The sequence below is a fragment of the Pseudomonas lini genome, assembly GCF_030812475.1.
Classification (GTDB): domain Bacteria; phylum Pseudomonadota; class Gammaproteobacteria; order Pseudomonadales; family Pseudomonadaceae; genus Aquipseudomonas; species Aquipseudomonas lini_A.
Window position 1 is genome coordinate 16843 of the sequence record NZ_JAUSSR010000014.1, and the last position, 15178, is coordinate 32020.

The 15178-nt window shown below is 58.2% G+C and carries 13 protein-coding genes; 3 read left to right on the top strand and 10 right to left on the bottom strand.

The genetic code is table 11. From position 1 onward, the window contains the following. Nucleotides 1-38: 38 nt before the first annotated feature. From aruF to acs, 9 genes are all read right to left on the bottom strand, one after another. On the bottom strand, nt 39-1058 hold the full coding sequence (gene aruF, locus J2W17_RS24190) for an arginine/ornithine succinyltransferase subunit alpha (protein ID WP_064676247.1): 1020 nt from the start codon (nt 1056-1058) through the stop codon (nt 39-41). Between the two features lie 242 nt (nt 1059-1300). Beyond that, complete coding sequence (locus J2W17_RS24195; protein WP_307340521.1) at nt 1301-2521, bottom strand: aspartate aminotransferase family protein; 1221 nt, start codon at nt 2519-2521, stop codon at nt 1301-1303. Between the two features lie 431 nt (nt 2522-2952). After that, nucleotides 2953-3933 (bottom strand): transcriptional regulator ArgR, encoded by a 981-nt coding sequence (gene argR / locus J2W17_RS24200; protein WP_307340524.1) that lies wholly within the window; start codon nt 3931-3933, stop codon nt 2953-2955. 237 nt (nt 3934-4170) lie between these two features. Next, on the bottom strand, nt 4171-4935 hold the full coding sequence (locus J2W17_RS24205) for an ABC transporter ATP-binding protein (RefSeq protein WP_150797593.1): 765 nt from the start codon (nt 4933-4935) through the stop codon (nt 4171-4173). A 27-nt stretch (nt 4936-4962) separates the two neighbouring features. Further along, nucleotides 4963-6075 (bottom strand): M14 family metallopeptidase, encoded by a 1113-nt coding sequence (locus J2W17_RS24210; protein ID WP_307340528.1) that lies wholly within the window; start codon nt 6073-6075, stop codon nt 4963-4965. A 1-nt stretch (nt 6076) separates the two neighbouring features. After that, nucleotides 6077-6775 carry an ABC transporter permease gene (locus J2W17_RS24215; RefSeq protein ID WP_307340531.1) on the bottom strand — a complete coding sequence of 233 codons (699 nt, stop codon included), beginning with the start codon at nt 6773-6775 and terminating at the stop codon, nt 6077-6079. Next, on the bottom strand, nt 6772-7461 hold the full coding sequence (locus tag J2W17_RS24220; protein ID WP_033056744.1) for an ABC transporter permease: 690 nt from the start codon (nt 7459-7461) through the stop codon (nt 6772-6774). The genes J2W17_RS24215 and J2W17_RS24220 overlap by 4 nt, the downstream gene beginning before the upstream one ends. Nucleotides 7462-7552: 91 nt before the next feature. Then, entirely contained in the window at nt 7553-8326 is a 774-nt protein-coding gene (locus tag J2W17_RS24225) for an ABC transporter substrate-binding protein (RefSeq protein ID WP_307340536.1), read from the bottom strand. A 699-nt stretch (nt 8327-9025) separates the two neighbouring features. Beyond that, entirely contained in the window at nt 9026-10981 is a 1956-nt protein-coding gene (acs, locus tag J2W17_RS24230; protein WP_307340539.1) for an acetate--CoA ligase, read from the bottom strand. A gap of 439 nt (nt 10982-11420) precedes the next feature. Here acs and J2W17_RS24235 point away from each other — a divergent pair, with 439 nt between their 5' ends. The 3 genes from J2W17_RS24235 to J2W17_RS24245 all read left to right on the top strand — a co-directional run bounded on the left by J2W17_RS24235 (nt 11421) and on the right by J2W17_RS24245 (nt 14088). Next, nucleotides 11421-11684 carry a DUF2790 domain-containing protein gene (locus tag J2W17_RS24235; protein ID WP_038979415.1) on the top strand — a complete coding sequence of 88 codons (264 nt, stop codon included), beginning with the start codon at nt 11421-11423 and terminating at the stop codon, nt 11682-11684. A 186-nt stretch (nt 11685-11870) separates the two neighbouring features. Next, nucleotides 11871-12185, top strand: coding sequence for a hypothetical protein (locus tag J2W17_RS24240; RefSeq protein ID WP_150767754.1), 315 nt, complete (start codon nt 11871-11873; stop codon nt 12183-12185). A 652-nt stretch (nt 12186-12837) separates the two neighbouring features. Beyond that, complete coding sequence (locus J2W17_RS24245) at nt 12838-14088, top strand: ribonucleotide-diphosphate reductase subunit beta (RefSeq protein WP_307340548.1); 1251 nt, start codon at nt 12838-12840, stop codon at nt 14086-14088. A gap of 96 nt (nt 14089-14184) precedes the next feature. Here the strand turns inward: J2W17_RS24245 and J2W17_RS24250 are convergent, their stop codons facing one another. Next, nucleotides 14185-15147, bottom strand: coding sequence for an RES family NAD+ phosphorylase (locus tag J2W17_RS24250; RefSeq protein ID WP_307340551.1), 963 nt, complete (start codon nt 15145-15147; stop codon nt 14185-14187). Nucleotides 15148-15178 lie beyond the last annotated feature (31 nt).

Consider the following 15178-nt stretch of genomic DNA (forward strand, 5'->3'; position numbering starts at 1 on the left):
CTTTTCCAAGCATTGTTTTCCAGCCGGGGCAGCAGTCGTCAGACCGCCACCAGGCGCACGCTGGCACCTTCACCGACGCCCAGGGCTTCGGCGGCTTCCAGATCCAGGGTCACGGGTTTGCCCGGCGCATAATCGAGCTCGAGCAATACGGCGCGGTAATCCTGCAACTGGGCGTTGGCCACCAGGTACTGACGCCCGGCACCTTTGACCGGCTCGCCGATTTTCACCGGCACCACACGGCTCTGGGCGATCGAACGGATCCCCGAGACGCGGGCATGCAAGGTCGGGCCGCCGTCGAAAATGTCGATGTAGTGATCGGTCTCGAAGCCTTCGCGCATCAGGATGTCGAAGGTGATCTGCGCCCGCGGGTGCACCTGGCCCATCGCTTCTTGCGCGGAGTCCGGCAGCAGCGGCACGTAGATCGGATAATGCGGCATCAGTTCGGCCAGGAAGGTCCGGCTCTTGAGCCCGCACAAACGCTCCGCTTCGGCGTAATTGAGGTCGAAGAAGTTGCGACCGATAGCGTCCCAGAACGGCGAGTCGCCATGTTCGTCGCTGTAACCGACGATCTCGGTCACCACCGAATCGGCAAAGCGCTCCGGATGGCTGGCCACGAACAGCAAGCGCCCACGGGAGTTCAGTTCCGACCAGGCCGAACCCACCAGTTCCGGCAACACGTAGAAACTGGTCAGCAGGCTGTTGCCGGTGAGGTCGTGGCACTGGGAGAGCACATGGATCTTGTTATGAATCTTCAGCTCGCGGGAGGCGTGCACGAAGGTTTCATTGCGAAAGCTGTAGAACGGCTCCGAATAACCCGCCGAGGCAACGATGGCCGAGCAACCCACCAGCTTGCCGGTGGCGGTGTCTTCGAGGACGAAGAAATAGCTCTCTTCGCCGTTGAAGCTGACTTCGGCGGCAAACGAGGCTTCGCTCGCGGCGATCTTGTCGCTCAGGCGTTCAACGTCATCCGGCAAGGAAGTGACACCAATCGGACTGTCCGCAGCCAGACGCTGTACCTCGCCCAGATCAGCCATTTGCGCGGGGCGCATCACCAGCATGGTGTCACTCCTTAATCAAGAAACAGGTCGACCCGATTGGTCGACGGGGGAAAAAAAACCGGGGTTGCCCTGAAGCGGCTCCTGTGTAGGAGCTGGCTTGCCAGCGAAGGCGGCCGATAGATCACCGCAAGGCTCTCGGGCCTCTTCGCTGGCAAGCCAGCTCCTACAGGGGGTGGTGCATCATGGCTGGCCCGGCATGAAAATTGGGTTCGACGCCCGAAAGCCAGGCGTCGAAGGGTCTATCAGGCTTGCGTCAGTTTCGCCGCAGCGCGTTCGAAGCGGTCCAGACCGGCATCGATATCCGCATCTTCAACCACCAGGCTTGGCGCAAAACGAATCACGTCCGGGCCGGCTTGCAGAATCATCAGGCCTTCTTTCTCAGCGGCGTTGAAGATGTCCTTGGCCTTGCCTTTCCAGGCATCGTTCAGCACGCAACCAATCAACAGGCCCAGACCGCGGACCTGGGTGAACAGGCCGTACTTCTCGCCAATCTGTTGCAGGCGCGCCTTGAACTTGTCGTGTTTGGCGTTGACGCCGGCCAGCACATCAGGGGTGTTGACCACGTCGATCACCGCTTCGGCGACCGCACACGCCAGCGGGTTGCCGCCGTAGGTGGTGCCGTGGGTGCCGACGACCAGGTGTTTGGCCAGGTCTTCGGTGGTCAGCATCGCCGCGATCGGGAAACCGCCGCCCAGGCTCTTGGCGCTGGTCAGGATGTCCGGGACCACACCGTAATGCTGGTAGGCGAACAGCTTGCCGCTGCGGCCCATGCCGGTCTGCACTTCATCGAAAATCAACAGCGCGTTGTGCGCGGTGCACAGGTCACGGGCGCCTTGCAGATACTCGAGTTCGGCCGGAATCACGCCGCTCTCGCCCTGGATCGGTTCCAGTACCACGGCGCAGGTCTTGTCGGAAATGGCCGCTTTCAGCGCCGCCAGATCGTTGTACGGCACGTGGGTGATACCGGTGATTTTCGGACCGAAACCGTCGGAGTACTTCGACTGGCCACCGACGTTCACGGTGAACAGGGTGCGACCGTGGAAGCTGTTGAGCGCGGCGATGATTTCGTACTTCTCGCTGCCGAACCGATCGAAACCGACGCGACGGGCCAGCTTGAACGCGGCCTCGTTGGCTTCGGCGCCGGAGTTGCAGAAGAAGGCGCGCTCGGCAAAGGTCGCGTTGATCAGCTTATGGGCCAGGCGCAGGGCCGGCTCATTGGTGAATACGTTCGACACGTGCCACAGCTTGTTCGCTTGCTCGGTCAAGGCACCGACCAGCGCCGGGTGCGCATGGCCCAGGACGTTCACGGCGATCCCGCCGGCGAAGTCGATCAGCTCGCGGCCAGACTGGTCCCAGACGCGGGAACCGGCACCACGCACGGGAATAAATGCGGCAGGCGCGTAGTTGGGAACCATTACCTGGTCGAAATCGGCGCGTTGTACCGCAGCGTGCTCAACGGACATCGGAGTCTCCTGAAGAGGAACACCCGCCTGAAACTGGCGAGCTTGGTGAGGATTGTAAGGACAGTTTTCAGCTCGGCCTTGCCGCCAAGCGACAACTTCTTATAGCGCAAACCCCGGTTTTAGCCGGGTTTACGGCAATGCGACAAATAGCGTCGCAAAGGCGCAGTTTAACTGGCCGACGGGATTAGCGGCAGCGTTGCCAGGAAGCATTTTCATTGCCGACAAGGTTCGAGCGACCACCGTCCCCTGTAGGAGCGAGCCTGCTCGCGATGAACCTGAGAACACCACGGGGTGCCAGGTTTGCAGCGTTATCGTTGACGACCATCGCGAGCTGGCTCGCTCTTACAGGGATCTCTGTGTGCGAGCCTGCTCCGGGCGGCGTTGCGACGAAAAACCAGAGGGCGACGCGTTCATCCAGGCAGCACGCTTTATCAGCCGCGCTCCGACGGCACCGACGACAATTCGAACGGACTGCTGCTGCGCCGCTGATTGCGATCTTCCCGCGGCGTGGCGCCGAAGAAGTTGCGGTAGGCGCTGGAGAAATGCGGCCCCGAGGAGAAGCCGCACGACAGGCCGATCTGGATGATCGACTTGCTGGTTTGCATCAACATCTGCCGGGCCTTGTTCAGGCGCAGTTCCAGGTAATACTGGCTCGGCACACGGTTGAGGTATTGCTTGAAGATGCGCTCCAGCTGTCGACGGGACACGCACACGTGCTGGGCGATTTCGTCGGTGGTCAGCGGCTCTTCGATATTGGCTTCCATCAGCAACACCGCCTGGGTGAGCTTCGGATGGCTGGAACCGAGGCGATTCTGCAGGGGGATGCGCTGGCGCTCGCCGCCTTCGCGGATGCGCTCCACCACCAGTTCTTCCGAGACGGCGCCCGCCAGTTCGGCACCGTGGTCACGGGCCAGCACCGCCAGCAACAGATCCAGCACCGACAAGCCGCCGCATGCGGTCAGACGATCGCGATCCCAGTCGAACAGATGACTGGTGGCGATGACTTTCGGGAAGCGTTCGGCGAAATCGTCCTGCCAGCGCCAGTGCACCGCCGCGCGATAACCGTCGAGCAAACCGAGTTGGGCCAACGGATAGACACCGGCCGACAGACCGCCGATCACGCAACCGGCGCGCACCAGTTGTTTCAGCGTACTGCTGAGTGCCGGCGCCAGCGCAGTCGGCGGCTCATCGGCGAGCAGGAACAGCTTCTGGAAGTGTTCGAGCTTGCCGGCCCAGGGTTCACCCGGCAATTGCCAGGCACCTTCGGCCGGCGGTTCGGCCTGCAGGAATGACAGCTCGTAGACCACTTCCGGATGCACACGCTGGGCAACACGCAAGGCCTCCTCAGCCAGCGCAAGCGTCAATGCTTTAGTGCTGGGCCAAATCAGGAAACCAATTCGATGGGCAGTCATGGCGGGCAATCCGAAAACGAAAACAGTGATGAAGGCACGGGGTCAATGCTAGCCCGTAAATGAACGCACATCTCAAAACCAACTGTAGGAGCTGGCTTGCCAACGAATGCGGTGGGCCAGTTTACATCTCTGGCGCAGACATACCGCCTTCGCCGGCAAGCCGGCTCCTACAGGGGATCGGGCGCAGCCTTTAAATCAAGGAGCATGCACTATCGCGGTGCACAACGGCAGCCCTGATTATTTCAGACTGCCCGAGAGGAATTGTTGCAAACGCTCGGACTGTGGATTGACCAGCACCTCACGCGGGTTGCCGCTTTCTTCGACGACGCCTTTGTGCAGGAACACCAACTGGTTCGACACTTCCCGGGCAAAGCCCATTTCGTGCGTCACCACCACCATGGTCCGACCTTCCTGGGCCAAGGCCTGCATGACCTTCAGTACGTCGCCGACCAGTTCCGGGTCGAGGGCCGAGGTCGGTTCGTCGAACAGCATCACCTCGGGCTCCATCGCCAGCGCCCGGGCAATCGCCACGCGCTGCTGCTCGCCGCCGGACATGTGGCCCGGGTAAGCATCCTTGCGATGTGCCACGCCGACCTTGTTCAGGTAGAGCTCGGCCTTCTCGCGGGCTTCGGCCTTGGACATGCCCAGTACATGCACCGGCGCTTCCATGATGTTTTCCAGCGCGGTCATGTGCGACCACAGGTTGAAATGCTGGAACACCATCGACAGGCGCGAACGCATGCGTTGCAGCTGTTTCGGGTCGGCCGCCTTCAGCGCGCCGTCCTTGTTCGCCACCAGTTTCAGCTCTTCGTTGTTGAGCAGAATCTTGCCGGCGTGAGGCTGCTCGAGCAGGTTGATGCAGCGCAGGAAAGTACTTTTGCCGGAGCCACTGGAGCCGATGATGCTGATCACATCGCCAGCCGCCGCTTTCAGGGACACGCCCTTGAGCACTTCGTGACTGCCATAGCGTTTATGCAGGTCTTGGACTTCAAGTTTGTACATGCGGTCGGTTCTCACAAAAACAGTCAGTCAGTCGTTGAGCAAGCGCCCGTGACGCAGCGCTTCGCGCCCCGCCACCTTGGCCAGCCAGAAACCGGGTTGGGCATAACGCAGCCGTTCAATGGCAAACAGCACCCCGGACGTACCAGCACACACCGTGCTGACCCGATCCGATAACGGATCGATCACTTCGAAAATCTCGTCGCCGGCTTCGACCCATTCGCCAGGCGTGCGCAAAAAGCTGATCACCCCAGGGTGCGGCGCGAACAGCAATTCGGTGCCTTCGAACGGCAGGCCTTCGCACGCCTCATGCGCAGGTTTCGGCCATTCGCCGTTGATCAGGCCCTGCTCGGCGAGGAATGCCAGGATGCCTTCGGCGTACGCTTGTGCTTCTGCGCGGCCGGTGTCGGCCTGGCCACCCAATTCAATGGTCGTCGCCAGGCAGGCCAGCGGAATCTGTGCCTGCGGAAACTGACGCGACAGGCGCAGCCAAGGCAGCGAACAGGCTTCGTCGAAGGAACTGCCGCCGGAGTCTTCCGCCAGCAACCCCACCTTCACATCCAGGTGCGCGGCGAGCGACCGCCACTGCGGCCAGTGCTGCGGCAAGGCGTACATGTGCAGCGCCGCCTCGGTATCGCAATGCAGGTCCAGCACCACGTCGGCGGTACAGGCATGGCTGAGCAGGATGCGCTGCATGCCTTGCAACTGACTCGCGGCCGGCGGCAAGGCGTCGAGCAGATCGCTCATGGCCTGGCGGATCAAGCGGATATTGGCGCGGGGATCATCCCCCAGGCGCCCATCCAGCTCGGCGGCTACCGGCGCGCTCAGCTCGACGAAATCGCGATTGAAATTCTTGCCACTGCCCGTCTCGAAACGCCCTTGATGATTGCCCTGAAGCAGCTGGCCAAGCCCTATGGGGTTGGCCACCGGCACCAGTTCAATCACACCGTTGAGCAAGCCTTGGGCTTCAAGTTCGGCCAGGCGCTTTTTCAGCTCCCAGGCCGTGCGCATCCCCGGTAATTCATCGGCGTGCAGGCTGGCCTGAATGTAGGCCTTGCGCTCGCCACCACCGAAGCGGAACACCGAAATCTGGCGTTCGTTGCCCAGATTGCTCCAGGGTAATGCATGGTCGATGCGTTCCATATCAGTGCTTCCGCGGGGCCAGATAGCCCAGCCAGCGGCGCTCGGCCAGTTTGAACAGCTTCACCAGAATGAAGGTCAGGCACAGGTAGAACACACCCGCCGTGATGTAAGCCTCGAACGGCAGGTAGAACTGCGCGTTGACCGTGCGCGCGGCACCGGTGATGTCGATCAGGGTCACGATGGAGGCCAGGCTGGTGGTCTGCAGCATCATGATCACTTCGTTGCTGTACTGCGGCAGCGCCCGGCGCAGGGCCGATGGCAGCAGGATGCGCTTGTACATTTTGTAGCGGGACATGCCCATGGCTTTGGCCGCTTCGATCTCGCCATTGGGTGTGGCGCGCAGGCTGCCGGCGATGATTTCAGCGGTGTAGGCGCTGGTGTTGATGGCAAAGGCCAGGCAGGCACAGAACGTGGCGCTGGACAGCCACGGCCACAGGAAGCTTTCCCGCACCGCCTCGAATTGCGCCAGCCCGTAGTAGATGAGAAATAGCTGCACCAGCATCGGCGTGCCACGGATCACATAGGTGTAGACCCAGGCGCTCAAGTTGACGACCGAGTTCTTCGAGACGCGCATCAAGCCCAGCGGCAAGGCGCACAGCAGACCGAAGAACAGTGAGAGTGCGAGCAATTTGAGGGTGGTCACCAAACCGCCGAAGTACAGCGGCAAGGCCTCCCAAATGACGTTGTAGTCGAAGATCATAGATCAGCCGCCCTTACGCCTACCGAGTAGCGCTTCTCAAGGTGACGCAATGCCAGCAACGAGACACTGGTGATCACCAGGTACATCGCCGCCACTGCGAGGAAGAAGGTGAAAGGCTCGCGAGTGGCATCTGCCGCCTGCTTGGCCTTGAACATCATGTCTTGCAGACCCACCACCGAAATCAGCGCGGTGGCCTTGGTCAGGACCAGCCAGTTGTTGGTGAAACCGGGAATCGCCAGGCGAATCATCTGCGGCACCAGCACCCGGAAGAACACCTGGAAACTGCTCATGCCGTACGCCATGCCGGCTTCGGCCTGCCCTTTCGGAATCGCCATGAATGCGCCGCGGAAGGTTTCCGACAGGTACGCCCCGAAAATGAAGCCCAGGGTGCCGATACCGGCGGCCAACGGGTTGAGGTCGATGTACTCGTCAAACCCGAGCAGCGGTGCGACGCGGTTGAGCAGGTCCTGGCCACCGTAGAAAATCAGCAGGATCAGCACCAGGTCGGGGATCCCGCGGATCACCGTGGAATACAGGTCGCCCAGCCAGGCCAGCCAGCGAATCGGGGACAGACGCAGCGCAACGCCGATCAGACCCAGAACAATCGCCAGGACCATGGACGACAAGGCGAGCTGAAGCGTCAGCCATGCGCCATCGAGGATGACAGCCCCGTAGCCTTTCAACATGATTCAGGTCCTCGAAAAGGGGGATGAAAAAATGGCGCAAACCTCAGAGATCCTGCTGCTTGCGCCATTTCGGACTTGTCGCCGGGGCGGATTACTTGCCGTAGATATCGAAGGCGAAGTACTTGTCCTGGATTTGCTTGTATTTGCCGCTCTCGCGAATGGCCGTGATCGCGGTGTTGATCTTGTCTTTCAGCGCGTCGCCTTTGCGTACTGCAATGCCGATGCCGTCGCCGAAGTACTTCTCGTCGGTGAACGCCGGGCCAACGAACGCGAAGCCTTTGCCGGCGTCGGTTTTCAGGAAACCGTCATCGAGCAAGGTCGCGTCTGCCACGGTGCCGTCGAGGCGACCGGCCGCCACGTCGAGGTAAACTTCGTTCTGCGAGCCGTAAGGCTTGATCTCGGCACCCAGCGGGGCCAGGACTTCACGAGCGAAACGCTCGTGGATCGAACCGCGCTGCACGCCGATGTTCTTGCCCTTGAGCTCAGCCAGGCTGTCGCTGACCGGGGTGCCGGCCTTCATCACCAGGCGTGCCGGGGTGTTGTAATACTTGTTGGTGAAGTCCACGGACTTCTTGCGGTCTTCGGTGATCGACATGGACGACAGGATCGCGTCGATCTTGCGCACCTTGAGGGCCGGGATCAGGCCGTCGAACTCTTGTTCGACCCAGGTGCACTTGACCTTCATCTCTTCACACAGGGCGTTGCCGATGTCGTAGTCGAACCCCACGATGCTGCCGTCCGGCGCTTTGGAAGCGAACGGAGGGTAAGCCGCTTCGATACCGATTTTCAGCGGTTTTTCATCAGCAAAAGTCGGCAGGGACAGCACGGACAGTGCCAGGGCGCCAAGCAGCACGAGTTTCTTCATCTTGGGACTCCATCGGTAAAGGGCTAAAACGGCAGAGTGAGCGATAGCCCAATATGCGAATGAGTGGAACCGCAAAGCAATGCTGCGTCCTGGGAAACCCGCGCTGATTTCAACGCGAGCAACGACGAGCGAGTGATCGGCATTCTAACGACAGGCCCGAAGCCGATATTTCTTCAATGCGACAACAAATTACAGAAGCACCGAGAAAGCCGCTGGGGCGCGTTGACAGCCTTGCAATTTCATGCAAGAGCAAAAGACAGTGAACCGATCAGAGTTGCAAATTGCGGGCCTATTATTGGCAAAGCCTTCTAATCCGGCAAGCGTAGCGTTGGTTCTTATTTTTCAAGGGCGCTGAAGTGCCCCGGGAATGGGATTTTGCGTTTCTCAATGCCCCGTTTCGGATTGAGCGGTTACACATTCAGTTACTTTAAGGGTGACGGGTAACAGTACGAAATGAACTACGAACGAAGCCGATAATTATTGGTCGTTGTTTAAGCGGCGCCTGACAGGGCCTCTTCGCGGGCAAGCCCGCTCCCACAGGGGTCCTCCGTCGTTCACAAATGCTGTGTTCACTGGAGTTCCCTGTGGGAGCGGGCTTGCCCGCGAAGAGGCCAGAACCAACAACACAAAAACCCCAGACAAAAAAAAACCCCACCAGGCTCAACACCTGACGGGGCTTCATTGACTCAAGAACCGCCGTTAAGCGACGTTCATCGTCCTGTGCTCATCAATCAAATGCTGCACCACGCCCGGATCCGCCAGGGTGGAGATATCCCCCAACCCATCGTACTCGGCGGTCGCAATCTTGCGCAGAATCCGGCGCATGATCTTGCCCGAACGCGTCTTCGGCAGCCCCGGCGCCCATTGGATGACATCCGGTGAAGCAATCGGGCCAATCTCTTTACGCACCCAGTTCTTCAGTTCCAGGCGCAGTTGCTCGGTCGGCTCTTCACCACCGATCAACGTGACATAGACATAAATGCCCTGCCCCTTGATGTCATGCGGCACACCGACCACCGCTGCTTCGGCGACTTTCGGGTGCGCAACCATCGCGCTTTCGATCTCGGCCGTGCCCATGCGGTGCCCGGACACGTTGAGCACGTCATCCACACGCCCGGTGATCCAGTAGTAACCGTCTGCGTCACGACGGGCACCGTCACCGGTGAAGTACATGCCGCGGAAGGTCTTGAAGTAAGTGTCGACGAAGCGGTCATGGTCGCGATACAGGGTCCGCGCCTGGCCCGGCCACGAATCGAGAATCACCAGGTTGCCCTCGGCCACGCCTTCGATGATGTTGCCCAGGTTGTCCACCAGGGCCGGCACCACGCCGAAGAACGGACGCGCCGCAGAACCCGGCTTGAGGCCGTGAGCACCCGGCAACGGGCTCATCAGGGTGGCGCCGGTTTCGGTCTGCCACCAGGTGTCGACGATCGGGCAACGGGACTGACCGACGTTCTTGTAGTACCACTCCCACGCTTCCGGGTTGATCGGCTCACCGACCGAACCCAGTAGACGCAGGCTGCTGCCATCGGCGCCTTCCACAGCGGCGGTACCCGAGGCCATCATCGCGCGGATTGCGGTCGGCGCGGTGTAGAGGATATTGACCTTGTGCTTGTCGACGATCTTCGCCACCCGGGTGATGTCCGGATAGTTCGGCACGCCTTCGAACAGCAGCGTGGTCGCACCGTTGGCCAGCGGGCCGTAGACGATGTAGGTGTGGCCGGTGATCCAGCCGACGTCGGCGGTGCACCAGTAGACTTCGCCCGGGCGGTAGTCGAACACACGCTCGTGGGTCATGGCCGCATAGAGCAGGTAACCGCCGGTGGTGTGCTGCACGCCCTTGGGCTTGCCGGTGGAACCGGAGGTGTAGAGGATGAACAGCGCTTCTTCGGCGCCCATCTCTTTCGGCGCGCAGACACTGCCCGCCACTTTCATCAGGTCTTCGTACCAGATGTCGCGATGCGGGTTCCACTTGATTTCGCCAGCGGTGCGCTTGCACACGATGACTTTCTGCACGCTGCTGGTTTCCGGATTGGTCAGCGCGTCATCGACGTTGGTCTTGAGCGGGATCTTCTTGCCGGCACGAACACCTTCGTCGGCCGTGATCACCACTTTGGAACGGCAGTCGATGATGCGGCCAGCCAGGGCTTCCGGCGAGAAACCACCGAACACCACCGAGTGGATCGCGCCGATCCGGGTGCAGGCCAGCATGGCAACCACGGCTTCGGGGATCATCGGCATATAGATAGTCACCACGTCGCCGCGGTGCACATCCTGGCCGCGCAAGGCGTTGGCGAACTTGCAGACTTCTTCGTGCAACTCGCGATAGGTGATGTTGCGACTTTCGGCAGGGTCATCCCCTTCCCAAATGATCGCGACCTGATCGCCGCGCTCGGCCAGATGGCGGTCGAGGCAGTTGTAGGAAACGTTGAGGGTGCCATCGGCAAACCACTTGATATCGACATGGTGATCGTCGAAAGAAGTCTGCTTCACCGTGGTGAAAGGCTTGATCCAGTCGAGGCGCTTGGCTTGCTCACGCCAGAAACCATCCGGGTTGACGACCGATTGCTGGTACATGGCCTTGTAGGTGGCCTCGTCAGTCAGCGTGTTGGCTGCTACCTCGGGACGAACGGGATACAGAGAAGCCGCACTCATCTTTCTTACCTCGGTGGAATAGTTGTTTTTGTATGACCCAGTTGTAGCCCGGCCGGGCCTATAGAACCATTCGACGATGGTAGTAACAAGCCCCTACAAAATACGGTGATAAGCCAAAAGCCGTACGCAATCCCCTGTAGGAGCCGGCTTGCCGGCGAATGCGGCGTACCTGAAAAACCACGTCGTCAAGATCGCCAGCCAGCCGGCTTCTATAACGTTATCCAGGGATTGTTACAAAATTCGCCAAAAGTGTTTATCAAAACCCCACCTATATGAATGCCCACCCCACGCCTAAAATCCGCCTCGCCAACAAGGCAATGTGATTAACCCAGTTGCAGCCCCCACGAAGGCAGTTAATCAAGATCCCGGCCACCCAGCTCCACACGCAACCCCCAAAAGGTTGCGTGACCCCACTCGACCTTTAAAAGGTAAACCTGAAATGAAAGCTTTATTAGTTCTGGCCCTCAGCAGCCTGTGCGCAACCGCCATGGCAGATGAGGTGCCGACTGATGTCGCACAACAGCAACCCGCTATTGAGGAATACACTTACTCCACCCACCTGGACATCGCCAAAGTTATCTCGATGAGCGAAATCCCCAACGTCTGCGAAGTTGTACCGGCCAAAATGGAATACGACGACTCCAAAGGTCAGCGTCACATCCTGCGTTACAGCGTCATGGGTAACGGCTGCTCCAACGGCTGATCACCCGCCTCCCCTCTTCCCAAGGTTCGACCCATTCGCCCGCTGTATCAGGCAGATGACGCACCGAACCTTATATCGATTTATCCGATTATTTTAAGCGTTTATTTGCGCTTTTTAATCAAAATTGTCGGCGTAGTATGAATTCCACACCAAGGCACAAAACGCCAACGAACCTGGAGAACTGACATGAAAACCAAACTGATCCTCGCCCTGACCCTTTCGGTGCTGGCTGCCAACACCTTCGCCGCTGACGGCTACGACCGCACAGGCTCGGCCGCTTACACCACCTCGGCAGCTGTCGCTTCCGACGGTTACGACCATACCGGCTCGGCATCCTTTGCTGCCGACGGTGCGGATCACGTTGGTGCCGGCAAACTCGCTTCTGACGGTTTTGATCACACTGGCGCCGCCAAAGTCGCCGCCGACGGCTTCGATCACACCGGTGCCGCCAAGGTCGCTGCCGATGGTTCCGATCACGTGGGTGCTGCTCGCCTGGGCTGATCCTCGAGGGTGACTTGCAGCCCGGCTTTGGTCGGGCTTAGTTGTGTCTACAGACATGGAAAACCGACTAAAAACACAACATGTAGTGAAAAACCTCAATTTCTGCCTATTTTTTAATCAGACAGTTCCAAGGTCATTTCCCGAGAAAAACGGCAGCCAATTTCGATCAAAAATCATCCACACTCCTCTGTAAGCCCCGTACCGCATGGCTCGCAGTGATTCAACCGATCTCCACCCCGCCGCCAACCCGATCACAGCGTCAAAAAAAAGCCATTTCAGGCGAAAAAAAAACTTCATCCGCCAAAGCCCTGTAAACCCTCGCTCCGACCGGAAAACGTGCCCTGCCGACCCTTCGCAGCGCTGATTCGACGCACCACGGCACTGAATTTTTCCTTATAATGCGGCCTTAAACGGGCCTGCAATATTCCCTTACAGGGGTCATAGCCAGTCTGAAGCCCACGCAGATGCCGTTCATGTTTTCTGCGCCCGTCAGCGGCTTCGGAACACCCGTACAAAATTCTGTTTATTGCCTGCGTTGTACTGCTGCAAAAAACGATTTCCTTTAGATCCAACGCGGCCAGTCGGTCGTGTGAAAAACCAACCTATCAGTTTTCACACGGGCAACTGGCCCTCACGCAGGAGACGACACGTCATGCTGAGCTGGGACGAATTCGACAAAGAAGACAGCGGCGAAACCGTGGTCAAAGGCGCCAACGCCGGCCACGCGACCGAAGCCAACATGGACCGCCTCGATGCTGCCGGTGGCGTTGCGGCCCAGGAAGCTCGCGCTGTGACTGCGTCCGATTCCGCCGCAATCGCCCGCGCCAAAGCTGCCCTGGACAACCTCGACGTTGCCGAAGGCCTGGCCGAACTCGAAGGCGCCTCCGCCCGCGTAGCGGTCGACGAAAAGCGCATGATCAACTGCCGCGCCGACCTCAACCAGCTCGTACCCTTCAAGTACGACTGGGCCTGGCAGAAGTACCTGGACGGCTGCGCAAACCACTGGATGCCGCAAGAAGTCAACATGACCGCCGACATCGCCCTCTGGAAAAACCCGGAAGGCCTGACCGACGACGAGCGCCGCATCGTCATGCGCAACCTCGGCTTCTTCTCCACCGCCGACTCCCTGGTCGCCAACAACCTGGTCCTGGCCGTGTACCGCCTGATCACCAACCCGGAGTGCCGCCAGTACATCCTGCGCCAGGCCTTCGAAGAGGCGATCCACACCCACGCCTACCAGTACTGCATCGAATCGCTGGCCATGGATGAAGGCGAGATCTTCAACATGTACCACGAGATCCCGTCGGTCGCGAAAAAAGCCACCTGGGGCCTCAAATACACCCGCTCGATCTCCGATCCGAAGTTCGAAACCGGCACCGTCGAAACCGACAAAGAATTGCTGCGCAACCTGATCGCCTACTACTGCGTCCTGGAAGGCATCTTCTTCTACTGCGGCTTCACCCAGATCCTCTCCATGGGCCGCCGCAACAAAATGACCGGCGTCGCCGAGCAGTTCCAGTACATCCTGCGCGACGAATCCATGCACCTGAACTTCGGCATCGACGTGATCAACCAGATCAAAATCGAAAACCCGCATTTGTGGGATGCCGAGATGAAGGAAGAGGCTTCGCAGATGATTCTGCAGGGCACTCAGCTGGAGATCGAATACGCGCGGGATACCATGCCTCGTGGCGTGCTCGGCATGAATGCGGCGATGATGGAGGATTACCTCAAGTTTATTGCTAACCGTCGTCTGTCGCAGATTGGGTTGAAGGAAGAGTATCCAGGGACGACTAACCCGTTCCCTTGGATGAGCGAGATCATGGACTTGAAGAAAGAGAAGAATTTCTTTGAGACGCGGGTTATTGAGTATCAGACTGGTGGGGCGTTGAGCTGGGATTGATGCGCTAAAAAGCTGATCCAACTTAAAAAGCCTCGAAAAATTTCGAGGCTTTTTTTCATGCCAAATATAAAAATCAAAAACTATACTTAAGCAACATTAAACAGGATCAGCTAAAAACTCGTGCCTCGTTTTTACAACCTGACCACGATAGGGCTCTCTCGCAATAAAATTCCCACTATTAAATATAACGTAGTTTCGGCCCTGGCCAAATGAGCTATTAAAAACAATCCCATCATAATTGGCTACTGACTTAACAAATTCACACACATACTGCGTAGGAATATATTCAATATGAGACTTATCAGGCAATACAGGTTTAGATAACTCAAGCGAGAATCGTTCAAGCAAATCGAGAAAACAAAGAACATCCTGCATCTGCTGCTCTTCAAATTTTAGAACTGAAGAGTCGCACCGAGGATTTGTTAAACTTAGCAAATTTAAATCGGCAACCGCAACAAACTCCGAAACATATATTACACTAGCATTGTTAGGCCTGACCTCTGCCACGCATGTTTCTTCATTTTCAGCAAGGTACAAGTACGGTATCCCGATCGGATTTGCTCTTCCGCCAGATGCCACCATAGGAGGCGGCGTCCCCATCTGACTAGCAGCCAAAGGACTCTCAGATATCCGCGCCCTGAACAAGACTTCACCCGCATCAAAAGGTGACTTCAACTGTTCAAGAATTGCTAAGAAAACCTCGAAGCTTGCATTGCTTGCCGAAGGGCTTAACACTTGAGAAATTAACGTACTTCGGGGGAAAAATCTGTTTTGATGTTTAAGCTCTTCTTTAAAATCCAACCACTGACTTGAATACAACGACACATCAAATTTAAATACGTACTTTAATTCAGCGATCTCATCACCAAACATCTCGCGTACTAGTTTTTCGGGATCCTTCACCACCGTCGGGCTAAACAACCCAAATTGCTTATACAATAGGGCGACCAACTCCTCACCATCATCGGAAACTTCCAAACTATACAAAATTAGTTCCACCGATGAAAAAAAAGACATCAGCACTAACTGTTGGAACCCTATTTGAATCGCAGTGGGCACAATTTCCAATAGCACCTTTCGATGCTGCTTC

Coding starts and splice junctions, on each gene's coding strand:
- aruF (WP_064676247.1), bottom strand. CDS start 1,058: ATGCTGGTGATGCGCCCCGCGCAAATGGCTGATCTGGGCGAGGTACAG.
- J2W17_RS24195 (WP_307340521.1), bottom strand. CDS start 2,521: ATGTCCGTTGAGCACGCTGCGGTACAACGCGCCGATTTCGACCAGGTA.
- argR (WP_307340524.1), bottom strand. CDS start 3,933: ATGACTGCCCATCGAATTGGTTTCCTGATTTGGCCCAGCACTAAAGCA.
- J2W17_RS24205 (WP_150797593.1), bottom strand. CDS start 4,935: ATGTACAAACTTGAAGTCCAAGACCTGCATAAACGCTATGGCAGTCAC.
- J2W17_RS24210 (WP_307340528.1), bottom strand. CDS start 6,075: ATGGAACGCATCGACCATGCATTACCCTGGAGCAATCTGGGCAACGAA.
- J2W17_RS24215 (WP_307340531.1), bottom strand. CDS start 6,775: ATGATCTTCGACTACAACGTCATTTGGGAGGCCTTGCCGCTGTACTTC.
- J2W17_RS24220 (WP_033056744.1), bottom strand. CDS start 7,461: ATGTTGAAAGGCTACGGGGCTGTCATCCTCGATGGCGCATGGCTGACG.
- J2W17_RS24225 (WP_307340536.1), bottom strand. CDS start 8,326: ATGAAGAAACTCGTGCTGCTTGGCGCCCTGGCACTGTCCGTGCTGTCC.
- acs (WP_307340539.1), bottom strand. CDS start 10,981: ATGAGTGCGGCTTCTCTGTATCCCGTTCGTCCCGAGGTAGCAGCCAAC.
- J2W17_RS24235 (WP_038979415.1), top strand. CDS start 11,421: ATGAAAGCTTTATTAGTTCTGGCCCTCAGCAGCCTGTGCGCAACCGCC.
- J2W17_RS24240 (WP_150767754.1), top strand. CDS start 11,871: ATGAAAACCAAACTGATCCTCGCCCTGACCCTTTCGGTGCTGGCTGCC.
- J2W17_RS24245 (WP_307340548.1), top strand. CDS start 12,838: ATGCTGAGCTGGGACGAATTCGACAAAGAAGACAGCGGCGAAACCGTG.